Here is a 14,637-nt window from a genome sequence, read left to right on the forward strand (position 1 = left end):
GTTCACGGGATCACACCCTCGGATCGCAGGGCATCGTCGATCTGCTCCCTGATGGTGTCGACGGAGCTCTCCGGTTCGATCCCGGACGGCGGAGACAGCGTGTGGGAGACCGCGATCGACACGTTCTGGTAGACCGGAGTGATCGGGCGCACGCTCGCCGACTCCAGCGCGGCCAGCACGTCCTGGGAGAAGGGGTACTCCTTCATGAACGCGGGCTCGTCGTACAGGGCGCGCAGGGTGGGCGGCAGACCGCCCTCGAGCGCGGCGGTGAGCTGGTTCTCCCGGTTGCGCAGGCACAGCGCCGCCTCGAAGGCCAGGTCGGGGTGGCGCGAGTAGGCGCTCACCGCCAGATCGATGCCGCCGATGGTGGGCCGTGCCGGGCGGTTCGGGTCGACCCGGGGGTACGGCGCCCAGCGAAAGTTCTTGAACAGCTGCGGGTTGTTCGCCTTCATCGACGGATAGACGAACGGGTAGTTGAGTTCGAACGCCGCCGTCCCCGACTCCATGGCGAGGCGGTTCTGGTCCTCCATCTGGTTGGGCAGGGAGGGGTCCGCGGCCGGGGACTTCGCCAGATCACGCATGATCCCGGCGGCCCGCACGGCAGGAGGACCGAGGGAGGGCTCGGTCGCGCTCGCGTTGAGGATGGAGCCGCCCGCACTGTTGATCAGCGTGTTGAACCAGACGGTCAGACCCTCGTACTGGGCACCCTGGATCTCCACGAAGTGTGGTTTGCCCTGCCGGGCGAGGGCGCCCGCCATGTCCAGCATCTCGGCCCAGGTCCTGGGTGGGGTGGGCACCAAATCCTTGCGATACCAAAGGAGTTGGGTGTTGGTGTTGTACGGGACGGCGTACAGCTTGTCCTTCCAGGTCGAGGTCTCCAGCGGTACGCGCAGGGTGCCTTCGGTGGCCTGCTGTTTCGCCGCTCCCGTCCACTCCCGGATCCAGCGTGCCTCGGCGAACTCCGCCGCCCAGGTGACGTCCAGGCCCAGGATGTCGAGCGAGTCGTCCTCGGCGGCGAGTCTGCGGACGAGCTGCTGACGCTGGCCGTCCGCGGCACGCGGGAGCTTGTTGTAGCTGATCCTGTAGCGGCCGCCCGACGCCTGGCTGCACCGGTCGGCCGCCTTCTGCAGCGCACCGGAGTCGTCCGGGAAGTTGTACCAGTTGAGGGTGGGTCTACCGGAGCCCTCGTCGCTGCCACAAGCGGCGAGCACCGACGCCAGCAACGGCAGTACGGCGAACGCCCGCAGCCATCGCGTCCCTCCAGGACGTCCCTTCCGACCCGAAACCGGTCGGCAGCCGCACCTCGCGTGCACGCGCTCCACACCTCGCTTCCGGACGATGGCACGGGACTCGGACCTGGCAGCGTTTCTCCCCGGCGAACACTAAAGACCACATAAGGCAACATCAAGCACATAAGGCACTGAATCGCCCATCGACTGCCAGGGAACCGACTCGGTGACCTGCTGACACGAGAGGGGAGCGACCTTCGGCTATTTCGGTGTTCGTGGCACGTTTCTCGCGGACCCGCGTGTGCGACAGAACGACGAAGAGGTCATTTCCGGTGAACCGGAAATGACCTCCGACCTGCTACTCAGCAAGTCGGGACGACAGGATTTGAACCTGCGACCCCTTGACCCCCAGTCAAGTGCGCTACCAAGCTGCGCCACGTCCCGTTGCCCGTCTGACCTGGGGTTTCCCCTGTCTGAACGTGCACGGAAACAATACCGCACTCGGGCCGGTGGTCGCGCACCCCTTTATCGGGGCCAGGAGCCGCCACGTCGCCGCTTGACCTGAAGCTTGGTTGAGGTTGCAGGATCGTCGGTATGACGACGACAGCGGAACGTACCTACGGGTTCGCGGATCTTCCCGGGCTGATGGGGCAGATGACGGGGGCCGAGAAGCACGGGCCGGCGGCCACGTCCACGCTGGACGTGCTGTGGGTGCTCTACGACCGGGTGCTACGGGTGGGGCCGGGGCGGACGGACGATCCGGAGCGGGACCGGTTCCTGTTGTCGAAGGGGCACGGGCCGATGGCGTACTACGCGGTGCTCGCGGCGAAGGGGTTCGTGCCCGTCGACTGGCTGCCCGGCTTCGGCTCGTACGACTCGCCGCTCGGCCATCACCCGGACCGGGTGCTCGTGCCGGGCGCGGAGATCGGCAGCGGGTCGCTCGGGCACGGGCTGCCGATCGCGGTCGGGACGGCGCTCGGGCTGCGGGCCCAGGGGCGGGCCGACCCGGCTGTGTGGGTACTGACCGGGGACGCCGAGCTGGACGAGGGCAGCAATCACGAGGCGATCGCGTACGCCGGACCGGCGGGACTCGACCGGCTGCACACCGTCGTGATCGACAACTCCTCCGCCAGTCATGCCCTGCCGGGTGGGATCGCCGCGCGGTTCGAGGCGGCGGGCTGGTCCGCGCAGACCGTGGACGGGCGCGACCACGAGGCGCTGTACGCCGCCTTCACCGCGCCGCATCCGGGTCGGCCGCGGGTCGTGGTGGCCCGCGTCGAGCCGAAGAACGCCTGACCCCCGGCTTCCCCAACTCCACGGATAGGACGCAGACTTCATGGACACCATGCGTGACCGTTTCGCCCCCGTCGTCTCCCGGCTGCTGGACGAGGACCCCCGGATCGCCGTGGTCCTCGCCGAGATCGGCAGGGACGGCTTCACGGAGGCGTCGCGCAGGCATCCCGACCGGGTGATCAACGTGGGCATCCGGGAGCAGTTGCTGGTCGGCGCGGGTGCCGGTCTGGCCCTGACCGGGATTCGGCCCGTGCTGCACACCTTCGCGAGCTTCCTGGTGGAGCGGCCCTTCGAGCAACTCAAGCTGGATCTCGGGCACCAGGACGTGGGCGCGGTGTTGGTCAGCGCCGCCGCCTCCTACGACTGGCCCGCGGGCGGCTACACCCACATGGCACCCGGCGACGTGGCCCTCCTCGACACGCTCGACGGCTGGACCGTGCACGTGCCGGGCCACCCCGACGAGGCCGAGACCCTGCTCCGGCACGCGGTCGGCGCGGGCGAGGACAAGGACGACAAGGTGTACGTACGGCTGTCCGCGCAGTCCAACGGGCGGGCGTTCGCGGTGGACGGGCAGCGGCTGCACACCGTGCGTGAGGGGCGGCGCGGGGTGGTCGTCGCCGTCGGGCCGATGCTCGACTCCGTTCTCGCGGCCACGGAGGGGCTCGACGTGAGCGTGCTGTACGCGACCACCGTCCGCCCCTTCGACGCGGCAGCGCTGCGCCGGGCCACCGTGTCGGCGGGTACGGACATCGTCCTCGTCGAGCCCTTTCTGGCGGGCACCTCCACGGCCGCCGTGAACGAGGCGCTCGCCGCTGTGCCGCACCGGGTGCTCGGACTGGGGGTGGGCCGGCGGGAGCTGCGGCGGTACGGGCAACTGGAGGAGCACGTGGCCGCGCACGGGCTGGACGCGGCCTCTTTGCGGGAGCGGATCGCGACGTTCCTGTGGTAGCGGCCGGAGGCCTGAGCAGGCCCGACGGAGGTGGCCGGTCGTCTCTTCCGCAGCGGACCCCGCGTCGCCCGCGCGGACGGCGTCCACGAGCCGGGCCGCCCGAGGTGACCGACGCTCTGCGCTCCCGAGCGCGCCGAGCCGCGTCAGTCGGCCGCCGGGAGCCCCAACTCCGGGTGGCTGTCGAGGAGTCCGGTCGGGGCCGCCTGGCGCCAGGAGTCGGCGAGGATGTCCCGCAGCTCGGGCTCGCCCTCCAGAGCGGAGAGCCGCACCCGCACCCAGGCGAACCCCGCCTCGTGGTCGGCGATCCAGAACTTGCCGGGCTCGGCGAGGACCAACTCGTCGCGCTCCTCCTTCGGGCAGCGCACGGCCATGGACGTCTCGTCCTCCGGCAGGGTCGCGAACATCTTCGCCGCCACCCGGAAGGTGGGCATGTTCCAGGCGACCTTCTCCGTGGTGTCGGGCAGGGAGAGGGCGACACGTCGTACGTCTTCGGCATCCGGCATGAGACGCACCGTAGCGGTCACCACTGACAATCACCCGGTGGGAGCCGGTGCCGCGACACTCCGACGAGGCCGGGCGGCACGTCTAGGCGGAGACGCCGGCACCCACCCGCTTGTAGTAGATCGACGTCGGCCGCAGCGTTCCCTGCGGGTCCGCCGCGTAGTCCGGGATCGCCCCGATCCGGGTCCAGCCGGCCCTGCCGTAGAGGCGCTCGGCGGGGCTGTCGGTCTCGGTGTCCAGGTGGAGCAGGGTGATGCCCGCGTCGGCGGCGGCCCGCTCGGCCGTCGCGAGGAGCGCGCGGCCGAGGCCCTGTCCACGGCCTTCCTGATGGACCATCAGCTTGACGAGCTCGGCCCGGTGACGGCTGTTGGGCTTGTCCGGGAAGAGAAGACCGACCGTGCCGACCACCCGGTCACCGTCGCGCGCCACCCATACGGCGAGACCACCGGCCGACACCGCCTCGACGCGTGCCTTCCACCAGGCGACGGCCGCCGCCCGGTCGAGCGGCGCGAGGAAGCCGATCGAGGCACCGCCGTTCACGGTGTCGGCCAACAGGTCCGCCAACTTCTCGACGAGCGCGGGGAGTTGGCGGCCATCGGTCCGGGAGATCACGGCCCTGAGCACCGGCGAGGGCCCGGTCGCGGACTCGAAGGCGGACTCGATGGCAGACTCGGGATCGGTCACCGGCCCGCTCACGGCTTCACCACCACCAGCGCGTACCGCACGTCCTCGGGCCCCGGGCACCGGAACCGCGTCGGCCCCCACACCCGCATCCGCAGACAGTCCCCGGCGGCCAACCGGTGCTCGACATCCCGGTCCGTGACGTGGAGGGTGCCGTCCTGGACCCAGATGTGCTGTTCGAGACCGGGCACGGACGGCCCGTCGTAGGCGATGTCCGCGCCCGCCGCGAGCCACCCCTCGACGAGTTCGCCGCGCAGCCCGGCCGCCGGTGGCGACACGGAACGCCGCACGAACCCGGAGGCCCTGTCCTCCCAGACGGCCTGCTCCCCCGCGCGCACGACGGAGACCGGCTCGGACTCGACCTCGCTGAGGAGCTGGGACATCGTCCGGCCGTACACATGGCAGAGGCGGTTCAGGAGGGCGGCCGTGGGGCTGGTCTCCGCCCGCTCGGCCCGGGAGAGGGTCGACCGGCTCACACCACTGCGGTCCGCCAACTCCCCCAGGGACCAGCCGTGTTCGGCCCGCAGCTCGGCCAGCCGTGCGGCCAGGCGGAGATCGACGGGGTCCAGTACTGCCACCTCCTCGACGCTTCCCATATTCGGGATGCTATCCCGAATATGGGACACCTCACCTCTCCTTCGGTGTGCGCCGCCTCACTCCGCCGTCTCACTCCGCCGCCTCGCCCAGCGCCTCCAGCACGGGCCGGATCAGCGGGTGTCCCTCCGCGCCACGGCGTACGGCGGCGAAGACGCGGCGTGTGGGGGCCACTCCGTCCACGGGGCGTACGACCACGCCCGTGAGATCCATGCCGCGCAGCGCCGAGCGGGGTACGAGGGCGACGCCCGCGTCGGCGGAGGCGAGGGCGACGACGGCGCGGAAGTCGTCGGAGGAGTGTTCGAGGCGGGGCTGAAAGCCGGCGTTCTCGCAGGCCAGGACGACGACGTCATGACAGGGGTTGCCGGGGTAGGGGCCGATCCAGCTGTCCTTGGCGAGTTCGGCGAGCGGCACCTCGGCCGCGTCGGCGAGGCGGTGGCTGACGGGCACGACCGCGTCGAAGGGCTCGGCGTACAGCGGGACGTGGGTGAGGCGGGGGTCGTCGGCGGCCGGGGCGCCCCGGTACTCGACGGCGACGGCGATGTCGACCTGCCGGTCCAGGACCATCGGAAGGCTGGCGTCGCCCTCGGCGTCCTGGACGCGGAGGCGGATGCCGGGCGCGGACGCAGCGAGGCGGGCCAGCGCGGGCGCGACGACCTGGGCGATGCCGGTGGCGAAGGAGGCGACCGTGACGGTGCCGGCCGCGCCCGAGCTGTACGCGGCCAGTTCCGCCGCCGCCTGCTCCAGCTGGGCGAGGACCGCGTTGGTGTGGCCGAGCAGGATCTCGCCGGCCGGGGTGAGCCGTACGCCCTTCGCGCCTCGTTCGACCAGGCGGTGGCCCGTCTCCTGTTCCAGGGCGGTCAGCTGCTGGGAGACCGCGGACGGGGTGAGGTACAGCGCGGCGGCAGCCGCCGTCACCGTGCGGTGGTCGGCCACCGCGCGAAGGATGTGGAGCCGCCGCGCTTCGATCATGGATCGATTCTCTCAAATGCCCGCTTTCCCCCTGGGCCGCTCGCCCCGGGCCGCCGGCTCGGCCGAACCGCTCCGCTCAGGCCTCCAGCTCGGCCCGCGCCGCCACGAACGCGTCCACCGCCCGGTTGACGTCCGCCGTCGAGTGCGCGGCGGAGAGCTGGACACGGATGCGGGCCCGGTCCTGCGGGACGACCGGGTAGGAGAAGCCGATCACGTACACACCGCGTTCCAGGAGCAGCTCGGCGAGACGGCCGGCCTTCGACGCGTCGCCGATCATGACAGGGGCGATGGGGTGGTCGCCGGGGAGGAGGTCGAAGCCCTCCTCGGTCATCCGGCTCCGGAACAGCGCGGTGTTCTCGGCGAGGCGGATCCGCAGGTCGTCGGCCGCTTCCAGGAGGTCGAGCACCTTCAGCGAGGCCGCCGCGATCACCGGGGCGAGCGTGTTCGAGAAGAGGTACGGACGGGAGCGCTGGCGCAGCAGGGCGACGATCTCGGCGCGGGCGGCGACGTAACCGCCGGAGGCGCCGCCGAGGGCCTTGCCGAGGGTGCCGGTGATGATGTCGACGCGGTCCATGACGCCGTGCAGCTCGGGGGTGCCACGGCCGCCGGGGCCGGTGAAGCCGACGGCGTGGGAGTCGTCGACCATGACCATGGCGTCGTGGCGGTCGGCGAGGTCGCAGATCTCGCGGAGCGGGGCCACATAGCCGTCCATGGAGAAGACGCCGTCGGTGACGATCAGCTTCCGGCGGGCGCCGCCCTCCGTGGCTTCCTTCAACTGCCGTTCCAGGTCGGCCAGATCGCGGTTGGCGTAGCGGAAGCGGCGGGCCTTGGACAGCCGGATGCCGTCGATGATCGAGGCGTGGTTGAGGGCGTCGGAGATCACCGCGTCCTCCGGGCCGAGGAGGGTCTCGAAGACACCGCCGTTGGCGTCGAAGCAGGAGGAGTACAGGATGGTGTCCTCCTGGCCGAGGAACGCCGACAGCCGCGCCTCCAGCTCCTTGTGCACCTCCTGCGTACCGCAGATGAAGCGGACGGAGGCCATGCCGTAGCCCCAGCGGTCGAGGGCCTCGTGGGCGGCGGCGATCACCTCGGGGTGGTCGGCGAGGCCGAGGTAGTTGTTCGCGCAGAAGTTGAGGACCTCGCCGGGACGGCCGCCGGCGGTGACGGCGACGGTCGCGGACTGCGGGGTGCCGATGACCCGCTCGGGCTTGTACAGGCCGGCGGCGCGGATCTCGTCGAGGGTGGCGCGGAGGTCGTCGCGCACGGAGTCGAACATCGAAAGCTCCTAGGGTGCTTACGCGGAAGGGGAGTTACGCCGATCGCATGGACGCTCACGCGCTCCAGTCGAGGATGACCTTGCCGCCTCTGCCGCTCGCCGCGTCGGCGAAGGCCGTCTCGTGGTCGCGGTAGCCGTAGCGGCCGGTGATCACGGGAGCGAGGTCGAGACCACCCTCCAGGAGGACCGACATCGCGTACCAGGTCTCGAACATCTCACGGCCGTAGATGCCCTTGATCGTGATCATCGACGTGACGATCCGGGCCCAGTCGACCGCGAACTCCTCGGCCGGCAGGCCCAGCACGGCGATCCGGCCGCCGTGCGTCATGTTGGCGATCATGTCGCGCATGGCCTCGGGACGTCCGGACATCTCCAGACCGACGTCGAAGCCCTCGCGGAGCCCCAACTCCCGCTGTCCGTCGGTGATCCGGGCCTCCGACACGTTCAGTGCCAGGCTGACGCCCATCTTGCGGGCCAGCTCCAGGCGTTCCTCGCTGACGTCGGTGATCACGACGTTGCGGGCACCCGCGTGCCGGGCCACGGCCGCCGCCATCAGGCCGATGGGTCCGGCGCCGGTGATCAGGACGTCCTCGCCGACCAGCGGGAAGGACAGCGTGGTGTGCACGGCGTTGCCGAACGGGTCGAAGATGGCCGCGACGTCCAGATCGACGGGGACGCGGTGCACCCAGACGTTGGTCGCGGGCAGCGCCACGTACTCCGCGAAGGCGCCGTCGCGTCCGACTCCGAGGCCGACGGTGGCGCGGCACAGGTGGCGGCGCCCGGCGAGACAGTTGCGGCACCTGCCGCACACGAGGTGGCCCTCGCCGCTGACCCGGTCGCCGGCCCGGATGTCGGTGACGTCACGGCCGGTGTCCACGACCTCGCCGACGAATTCGTGGCCGGCCACGAGCGGGGTGCGGATGGCCTGCCGGGCCCAGCCGTCCCAGGACCGGATGTGCAGGTCGGTGCCGCAGATCCCGGTCCGCAGGACCTTGATCAGTACGTCGCCGGGGCCGATCTCGGGCTCCGGGACGTCGACGAGCCACAGTCCGGGCTCCGCCTTCTCCTTGACCAGCGCCTTCACGCTACGGCTCCTGTGGGTGCGCCCCCGGTGCCGGGCATGGCGAACAGGCCCGTACCGGGGAGAGGGGTGGGATCGCCGATCAATCTGCCGTACGGCGGTACCCCGGGTCCATCGAGGTTTTCTTAACCTCCGCCGCAGCTTTCCTTCACACCCCGCCGGGCCATCGGATCCGCCATGATGTGCCACCCGCTTCCCCGGTCACGGGAAGGCCTCCCGCGCCTCGATCCGGGCGGCCAGTTCCGCGGCCATCGACTTGATGGTCTCCAGGCCGGCCCTGCCCCAGGGGCGGGGCCGGACGTCCAGGACGCAGACCGTGCCCAGGGCGATGCCCGTACGGTCGAGCAGCGGGGCGCCGAGGTAGGAGCGGATGCCGTGGTCGTCGACGACGGGGTTCCCGGCGAACTTCGGGTATTCGCGCACGTCTTCGAGGACGAGCCCTTTGCGGCGGACCACCACATAGGGGCAGAAGCCGTGGTCACGGGCGAGGCGACGATCGACTCCGAGCACCGTGGTGTCCGCCGTGGGCTCGGCCGACACATGCAGGCCGGCGAAGAACTGCCGGTACTCGTCGATGAAGTTGACCATCGCGTACGGCACCGAGGCGACCTCGGCCAGCCGGTCCGCGAAGACGTCGAAGGCCGGTTCGGCGTACTCGCCGAGCCCCAGCAGCCGCAGCCGCTCCACCCGCTCGGGGGCGTCCCGGTCCTCGGGGGTGAGCAGCAGCCGGCCGACCGGACGCGGCGGGTCGTACGTCACGTGTGGGCTCCGCGGCTCGGGAGCTGGGACGGGGTGTGGGCGAGGAGGTGCCGTACGAGGGTGAGCAGGGTCTGGACGCCCGAGCTGGAGATGCGGGCGTCGCAGCAGACGACGGGGATCTCCGGGTCGAGGTCGAGGGCCGCGCGCACCTCGTCGGCGTCGTAGCGGAAGGAGCCGTCGAACTCGTTGATGGCGACGATGAAGCCGAGGCCACGCTGCTCGAAGAAGTCGACGGCCGCGAAGCAGTCCTCCAGGCGGCGGGTGTCGGCGAGGATGACCGCGCCGAGGGCGCCCTCGGAGAGTTCGTCCCACATGAACCAGAACCGCTGCTGCCCGGGGGTGCCGAACAGATAGAGCACATGGCGCTGATCGAGGGTGATGCGGCCGAAGTCCATCGCGACGGTCGTCTCGACCTTGTTCTCGATGCCGTCGAGATTGTCGGTGGCGGCGCTCACTGTGGTGAGCAGTTCCTCCGTGCTCAGCGGCGCGATCTCGCTCACCGCGCCGACGAAGGTCGTCTTGCCGACCCCGAACCCTCCCGCCACCAGGATTTTGAGTGCGGTGGGAAAGGGGTCAGAGCTGTCGTCGTAGTCCATCGAGCACTGCCTCCAGAAGAGACCGGTCTGTCGGGTTGTGGTGGAAAACCGGGGGCTTGGTGGTGAGTGCGCCGCAGTCGACGAGGTCGGACAGCAACACCTTGGTGACCGCCGCCGGCAACGTGAGGTGAGCGGCGACCTCGGCGACCGAGACGGGTGCCCGGCACAGGTCGAGTGCCTGTGCGTGCTCGGGGCCGAGATAGCCGAGGGGGGTCGCCCCGGTGGCCATCACCTGTGAGAGGAGATCTAGCGCGGTGGTCGGCCGGGTCCGGCCGTTGATGACGCTGTAGGGGCGTACCAGACGCCCGGCGGCGTCGTCGTACAGAGGTCCGTCGCCGGCCGCGGGCACGTTCAAGGCCTCATCGCGGAGGGTTCGACGGCTTGACGGGGCTGGGTGACCAGGTACGGGCGGACGCTCTTGACGAGCATCGCCATCTCGTAGCCGAGGACCGCGGCGTCGGCCTCGCGTCCGGCGAGCACGGCGAGGCAGGTGCCGGAGCCCGCGGTGGAGACGAACAGCAGGGTCGAGGCGAGTTCGACGACGACCTGACGGACGTCGCCGCCGTCGCCGAAGCGGACGCCCGCGCTGCGTCCGAGGGAGTACAGGCCGGAGGCCAGGGCGGCCATGTGGTCGGCGCTGTCCGGATCGAGGCCGTGGACCGACTTCACGAGCCCGTCGCAGGAGAGCAGCACCGCGCTCGTGGTGTGCGGTACGCGCTGGACGAGGCCGCTCATCAGCCAGTCGAGATCGGATACATGGCCGGTCGGCGCATCGCTCGCCATGGTGGATCGACTCCTTGGGGTACGAAGGTCTGCGGGAGCGGAGGGGGTGGGGACCGTGGTAGGGGTGGTGAGGGGAGTGGTCATCCGGCCGGTGTGCTCCCGTCCTGCCGGGACGTGCGGTCGTGTGCCGCGTCGAGGGCCGACGGCGGTACGGCTATGGGGGCGGCTCCCCTGGGGTGCCCGCCCAGGGGCTGGACGGCGTCCCTGTGGGGCGCGTCCATGTGGGCCAGCTCCATGTGGAGTGCGTCCGTACGGCCAGTGCCACCGGGTGGCGTCGAGGCGAGGTGGCCCGTGTTCAGCTGTCCCGTGTCGATGCGGGACGCGGCGTCGGGGGCGGGGGGCGCGAGGTCGACGGCGGACGTGTCCAGCGTGGAGGTGTCCCAGTCGGTCTCCATCTGGCGGGCCTCGGCGAGTCCGATGCCACGCTGGAAGGCGGCCATCAGCCCGGGGTCGTGGCCGATGTAGTGATCGGGGTCCTGGCGGGGCGCGGGCGCGGGGCCGCCGCGGAGCTGGGGCACGATGTGCTGCTGGGCGCGGCGGCGAGGCAGTTGGGGCTTGCCCATGGTGCCGCGTACGGCGCCGCCGACGCGGGGGGTCGGCGGTGCGCCGGTGTTCTCGGCGACGGTCCGCCGGTCGTCGGGACGGACGCCGGGTACGGCCTCGGCCGGGTTGGGCCGCTCGTCCCGGGCGCCGCGCACCGGCAGCGGGGCCGGTCCGCCGCTGCCTCTGCCCGGTCCCTGCTGGCCGCCGGTCCGGCCGGGTCCCTGCTGTCGCGGCACGGAGGCCCGCGCCGGACCCGGGGCGGAGCGGTGGCCGGACTCGGAGCGCGCGGGCTGTGCGTGTGACGGGCGACCCGGCTGCGCGGGGACGGGCCTGCCGGGGGTGGGCCGGCCGGTCGCCGGACGGTCGGCGGGGCCGGGCGCGGACGCCCGCTGGGGAGTGGCGGGCTGCGCGTGGCGGGGCACGTCGGGGCGGCGTACGCCGCTGCTCTGCTCGGTGTGGGTCTGGGGCCGGGTCCCCGGCAGGTCACTCGGGTCGTTGCCGAGCAGGCCCTGGGGAACGACGAACGCGGCCTGGACACCGCCGTAGATGTTGGTCTGCAGACGGACCTGGATGCCGTGGCGGCGGGCCAGCTGGGAGACCACGAAGAGGCCGATACGGCCGTCCTGGAGGAGGCTGGCGACGTTGACCTGATCGGGGTCGGCGAGCAGGGCGTTCATCTTGTTCTGCTCGGTGACGGGCATGCCGAGGCCGCGGTCCTCGACCTCGACGGCCAGCCCGGAGGTGACGAGGTTGGCGCGGAGCAGGACCTGGGTGTGCGGGGCCGAGAACACCGTGGCGTTCTCGACCAGTTCGGCGAGGAGGTGGATGACGTCGGCGACGGCGTGGCCGCGCAGGGTGCCGTCGACCGGGGGCACCAGTTTGACCCGGGAGTACTGCTCGACCTCGGCGATCGCGGAGCGCAGCACCTCGGTCATGGAGACGGGGTTGCTCCACTGACGGCGGGAGACGGCGCCACCGAGGACGGCGAGGTTCTCGGCGTGGCGGCGGATGCGGGTGGCGAGGTGGTCGACGTGGAAGAGGCCCTTGAGGAGATCCGGGTCCTCGATCTCGTTCTCGAGGTCGTCGAGGATGGTGATCTCGCGCTGTACGAGGGACTGCAGCCGGCGCGCCAGGTTCACGAAGACTTCGAGCTTCTGTTCGCTGCCCGCGTGGCTGGAGAGCTGGGAGGCCTGGACGACGGCGGTGACGGCGCTGTCGTGGGCGCGGGCCAGGTCGGCGGAGAGCAGTTCGAATTCGTCGGTGTCCGCGGCGGGTTTGGCTCGCGCCCCGCGCGCGGGCGGCTGGTCGCCGCGCCGGAGCGCGTCGACGAGGACGCGCAGGTCGTCCTCGCTCTTGGTGCTGACCTGCCGCAGGGCGTCGAGGCGTTCGTGGACGGACCTGGCGGCGCGGCCGGCGGCCACGGCGGCGATCCCGATGCCGGCGAGGGCCACCGCGGCGGCTCCGGCGAGGACCGCCCACAGGGTGAGGCTGGGGCGGGCGCCGCCGGCGCGGAACGTGAAGAGGACGGCGGCGCAGGCGCTGAGGGCGACCGCGGTGGGGGGCAGGACCGCGAGGCGCACCAGCTGTGGCCGTATGTGGATCCCGGGCAGCGAGGGGACGGCTCGGGTGGCCGATCGCCCGTGTCGCCCGCCCTCACGGCGGTCTGCGCGTGCGGCCGGTGCGCGAAGGTGAGACATCAGCGTCCTCGTACTGGTCCGTCTGGGCGTGGGGGGGGTGCCGCGGTTGGGCGACTTGGGCATGCGCCATCGCGTGTCGGTCGCGAGAGTCGAAGAATTCAGCCCTGCGTCGCCCGACGGCAACTCACAGTAGTCGCCAACGCGTCATGTGCGGTGCGCAGTTGACAAAGACCTCCGCATTGCGTCCCGCTCTGGTATGAGGCTTCGTGCGACAGTCCGATAAATCTTCGGGCGCTTGTTCCTGTCGAATTCTTTTTGCGCCCCAGTTTCGATCAGAGCTGGTCGGAAAAGGTCGAGAACAAACGTCGAGGGCCGGGGAGCAATGTGCTCCCCGGCCCTCGACGTCAATCCAAAAATCACCCTGTCGGGAGAATTCCCGATCGGATTCTCAGCTCTCCGCCACCAGGTCCAGCCGCTCCCCCACGAGTGGCCAGGCGGACCAGCCGCCGACCGGCTGCTGGGACACGGCGCGCCACCACGGGTTCACCGGCGGTGTGCTCTGCGGCTCGAACGGCTCCCCCGGCCGCGGCGCGGCCATCGTGACCCCCGCCCCGTGCGTGGCCCACATCATGCGCTCGCCCGGCTCGGCCCAGGCGTGCATCGCCAGGTTGAACGTCGCCCAGTGGATCGGCATCATCACGCCGCTGGGCTCGCCGCCCTGCAGGTCGAGGTGGGCCTGCAGTCCCTCGTCGGGAGTCATGTGGATGTCGGGCCAGAACTCCGAATAGGCGCCGACCTGGATCATGGTGATGTCGAACGGGCCGTGCTCGGCGCCGATGTCCCTGAAACCCCCGAAGTAGCCGGTGTCACCGCTGTGGTAGATCCGGTGCTCGTCACCGGCGACGGCCCAGGAGGCCCACAGCGTGTGCTGGGTGTTGCGCAGACCCCGGCCGCAGAAGTGCCGGGCGGGGGTGGCGGTCAGGGTGAGGCCGCCGACCTTCGTCGACTCCTGCCAGTCCAGCTCACGGATGCGGTCCGCGGAGACGCCCCAGTGCTCCAGATGCGCGCCGACGCCGAGCGGCACGGCGAAGACCGTGTCCGTACCGGCCAGCTCCTTGATCGAGGGCATGTCCAGGTGGTCGTAGTGGTCGTGCGAGATGACGACGACGTCGACCGGGCCGAGCGCGGCCAGCGGGACCGGCACGGGGTGCAGCCGCTTGGGCCCGGCGAAGGGGAACGGGGAACAGCGCTCGCCCCAGACGGGGTCGAAGAGCACCCGGTGCCCGTCGATCTCGGCGAGCACACTGGAATGGCCCATCCATGTGATCCGCAGTCCGCTCGCCGGGGGTCTCACCAGGTCGGCGAGGGTCGTGGAGTGCACGGGGATCAGACCCTCCGGAGCGCGCCGCACCCTCTCGTCCTTGCGGAAGTAGCTCTTCGCCATCTCCATGGCGGCACCGCCGGAGGGACGGATATTGGCACCCTCGGGGTTCACGAAGACCCCGTTCGCGAAGTGCGGGGATCTACGGATCCGCTCCAGCCGGGCACCACTCGGGTCCGCGCCGAAGGCGGCGGGCTGCGCTGCGCGCAGCACCGAGCTGAGAGAACGGGATCCGGAACCGGACACGGCACCTCCTGGTGGAATCGCTCAGGCATTCCATTGTGGGCAGCCCCTGTGACAGCGCCGGGTCCAACCCGTAGCCGCACGATGTAACACTGGCCAACTGTCCGGTGGCTCCCTTT

The 14,637-nt window shown here is 71.2% G+C and carries 15 protein-coding genes and 1 tRNA gene; 2 read left to right on the plus strand and 14 right to left on the minus strand.

What is annotated here, in order from left to right; genetic code table 11:
• Positions 1-2: 2 nt before the first annotated feature.
• Together OG622_RS09285 and OG622_RS09290 are read right to left on the minus strand one after the other, a co-directional pair.
• Positions 3-1,211 (minus strand): ABC transporter substrate-binding protein, encoded by a 1,209-nt coding sequence (locus OG622_RS09285; protein ID WP_371574748.1) that lies wholly within the window; start codon positions 1,209-1,211, stop codon positions 3-5.
• 388 nt (positions 1,212-1,599) lie between these two features.
• Positions 1,600-1,673 (minus strand) — tRNA-Pro (locus tag OG622_RS09290).
• A 150-nt stretch (positions 1,674-1,823) separates the two neighbouring features.
• Between OG622_RS09290 and OG622_RS09295 the strand changes: the two genes are divergently transcribed.
• Complete coding sequence (locus OG622_RS09295; RefSeq protein ID WP_371574750.1) at positions 1,824-2,525, plus strand: transketolase; 702 nt, start codon at positions 1,824-1,826, stop codon at positions 2,523-2,525.
• Positions 2,526-2,565: 40 nt separating this feature from the next.
• Positions 2,566-3,471: a transketolase family protein gene (locus tag OG622_RS09300; RefSeq protein ID WP_371574751.1), complete on the plus strand. Its 906-nt coding sequence runs from the start codon at positions 2,566-2,568 to the stop codon at positions 3,469-3,471.
• Positions 3,472-3,614: 143 nt separating this feature from the next.
• Here OG622_RS09300 and OG622_RS09305 read toward each other — a convergent pair whose 3' ends face one another.
• From OG622_RS09305 to OG622_RS09360, 12 genes are all read right to left on the minus strand, one after another.
• Positions 3,615-3,974, minus strand: a complete 360-nt coding sequence (locus OG622_RS09305) for an MmcQ/YjbR family DNA-binding protein (RefSeq protein WP_371574752.1) — start codon at positions 3,972-3,974, stop codon at positions 3,615-3,617.
• Between the two features lie 82 nt (positions 3,975-4,056).
• Entirely contained in the window at positions 4,057-4,584 is a 528-nt protein-coding gene (locus OG622_RS09310) for an N-acetyltransferase family protein (RefSeq protein ID WP_371584042.1), read from the minus strand.
• A gap of 80 nt (positions 4,585-4,664) precedes the next feature.
• A complete protein-coding gene (locus tag OG622_RS09315) occupies positions 4,665-5,249 on the minus strand; it encodes a helix-turn-helix domain-containing protein (RefSeq protein WP_371574754.1) in 585 nt (194 codons plus the stop codon).
• A 70-nt stretch (positions 5,250-5,319) separates the two neighbouring features.
• Positions 5,320-6,219, minus strand: a complete 900-nt coding sequence (locus OG622_RS09320; protein WP_371574756.1) for a LysR family transcriptional regulator — start codon at positions 6,217-6,219, stop codon at positions 5,320-5,322.
• A gap of 76 nt (positions 6,220-6,295) precedes the next feature.
• Positions 6,296-7,495 (minus strand): glycine C-acetyltransferase, encoded by a 1,200-nt coding sequence (locus OG622_RS09325; protein WP_371574757.1) that lies wholly within the window; start codon positions 7,493-7,495, stop codon positions 6,296-6,298.
• A 55-nt stretch (positions 7,496-7,550) separates the two neighbouring features.
• Positions 7,551-8,579, minus strand: a complete 1,029-nt coding sequence (gene tdh / locus OG622_RS09330) for an L-threonine 3-dehydrogenase (RefSeq protein ID WP_371574758.1) — start codon at positions 8,577-8,579, stop codon at positions 7,551-7,553.
• A 198-nt stretch (positions 8,580-8,777) separates the two neighbouring features.
• The gene (locus tag OG622_RS09335; RefSeq protein ID WP_371574760.1) at positions 8,778-9,335 is read right to left on the minus strand and encodes a GAF domain-containing protein; all 558 of its coding nucleotides are present in this window, start codon (positions 9,333-9,335) and stop codon (positions 8,778-8,780) included.
• Positions 9,332-9,931, minus strand: a complete 600-nt coding sequence (locus OG622_RS09340; protein WP_371574762.1) for an ATP/GTP-binding protein — start codon at positions 9,929-9,931, stop codon at positions 9,332-9,334. Before OG622_RS09340 ends, OG622_RS09335 begins: the two co-directional genes overlap by 4 nt.
• Positions 9,909-10,280 (minus strand): DUF742 domain-containing protein, encoded by a 372-nt coding sequence (locus OG622_RS09345; protein WP_371584043.1) that lies wholly within the window; start codon positions 10,278-10,280, stop codon positions 9,909-9,911. Before OG622_RS09345 ends, OG622_RS09340 begins: the two co-directional genes overlap by 23 nt.
• 2 nt (positions 10,281-10,282) lie before the next feature.
• Complete coding sequence (locus OG622_RS09350; protein ID WP_184902050.1) at positions 10,283-10,714, minus strand: roadblock/LC7 domain-containing protein; 432 nt, start codon at positions 10,712-10,714, stop codon at positions 10,283-10,285.
• 80 nt (positions 10,715-10,794) lie between these two features.
• A complete protein-coding gene (locus tag OG622_RS09355) occupies positions 10,795-12,954 on the minus strand; it encodes an ATP-binding protein (protein ID WP_371574763.1) in 2,160 nt (719 codons plus the stop codon).
• A 388-nt stretch (positions 12,955-13,342) separates the two neighbouring features.
• Entirely contained in the window at positions 13,343-14,521 is a 1,179-nt protein-coding gene (locus tag OG622_RS09360; protein WP_371574765.1) for an MBL fold metallo-hydrolase, read from the minus strand.
• Between the last annotated feature and the right edge of the window lie 116 nt (positions 14,522-14,637).

Origin of the sequence: Streptomyces sp. NBC_01314 (genome assembly GCF_041435215.1) — a bacterium.
GTDB lineage: Bacteria > Actinomycetota > Actinomycetes > Streptomycetales > Streptomycetaceae > Streptomyces.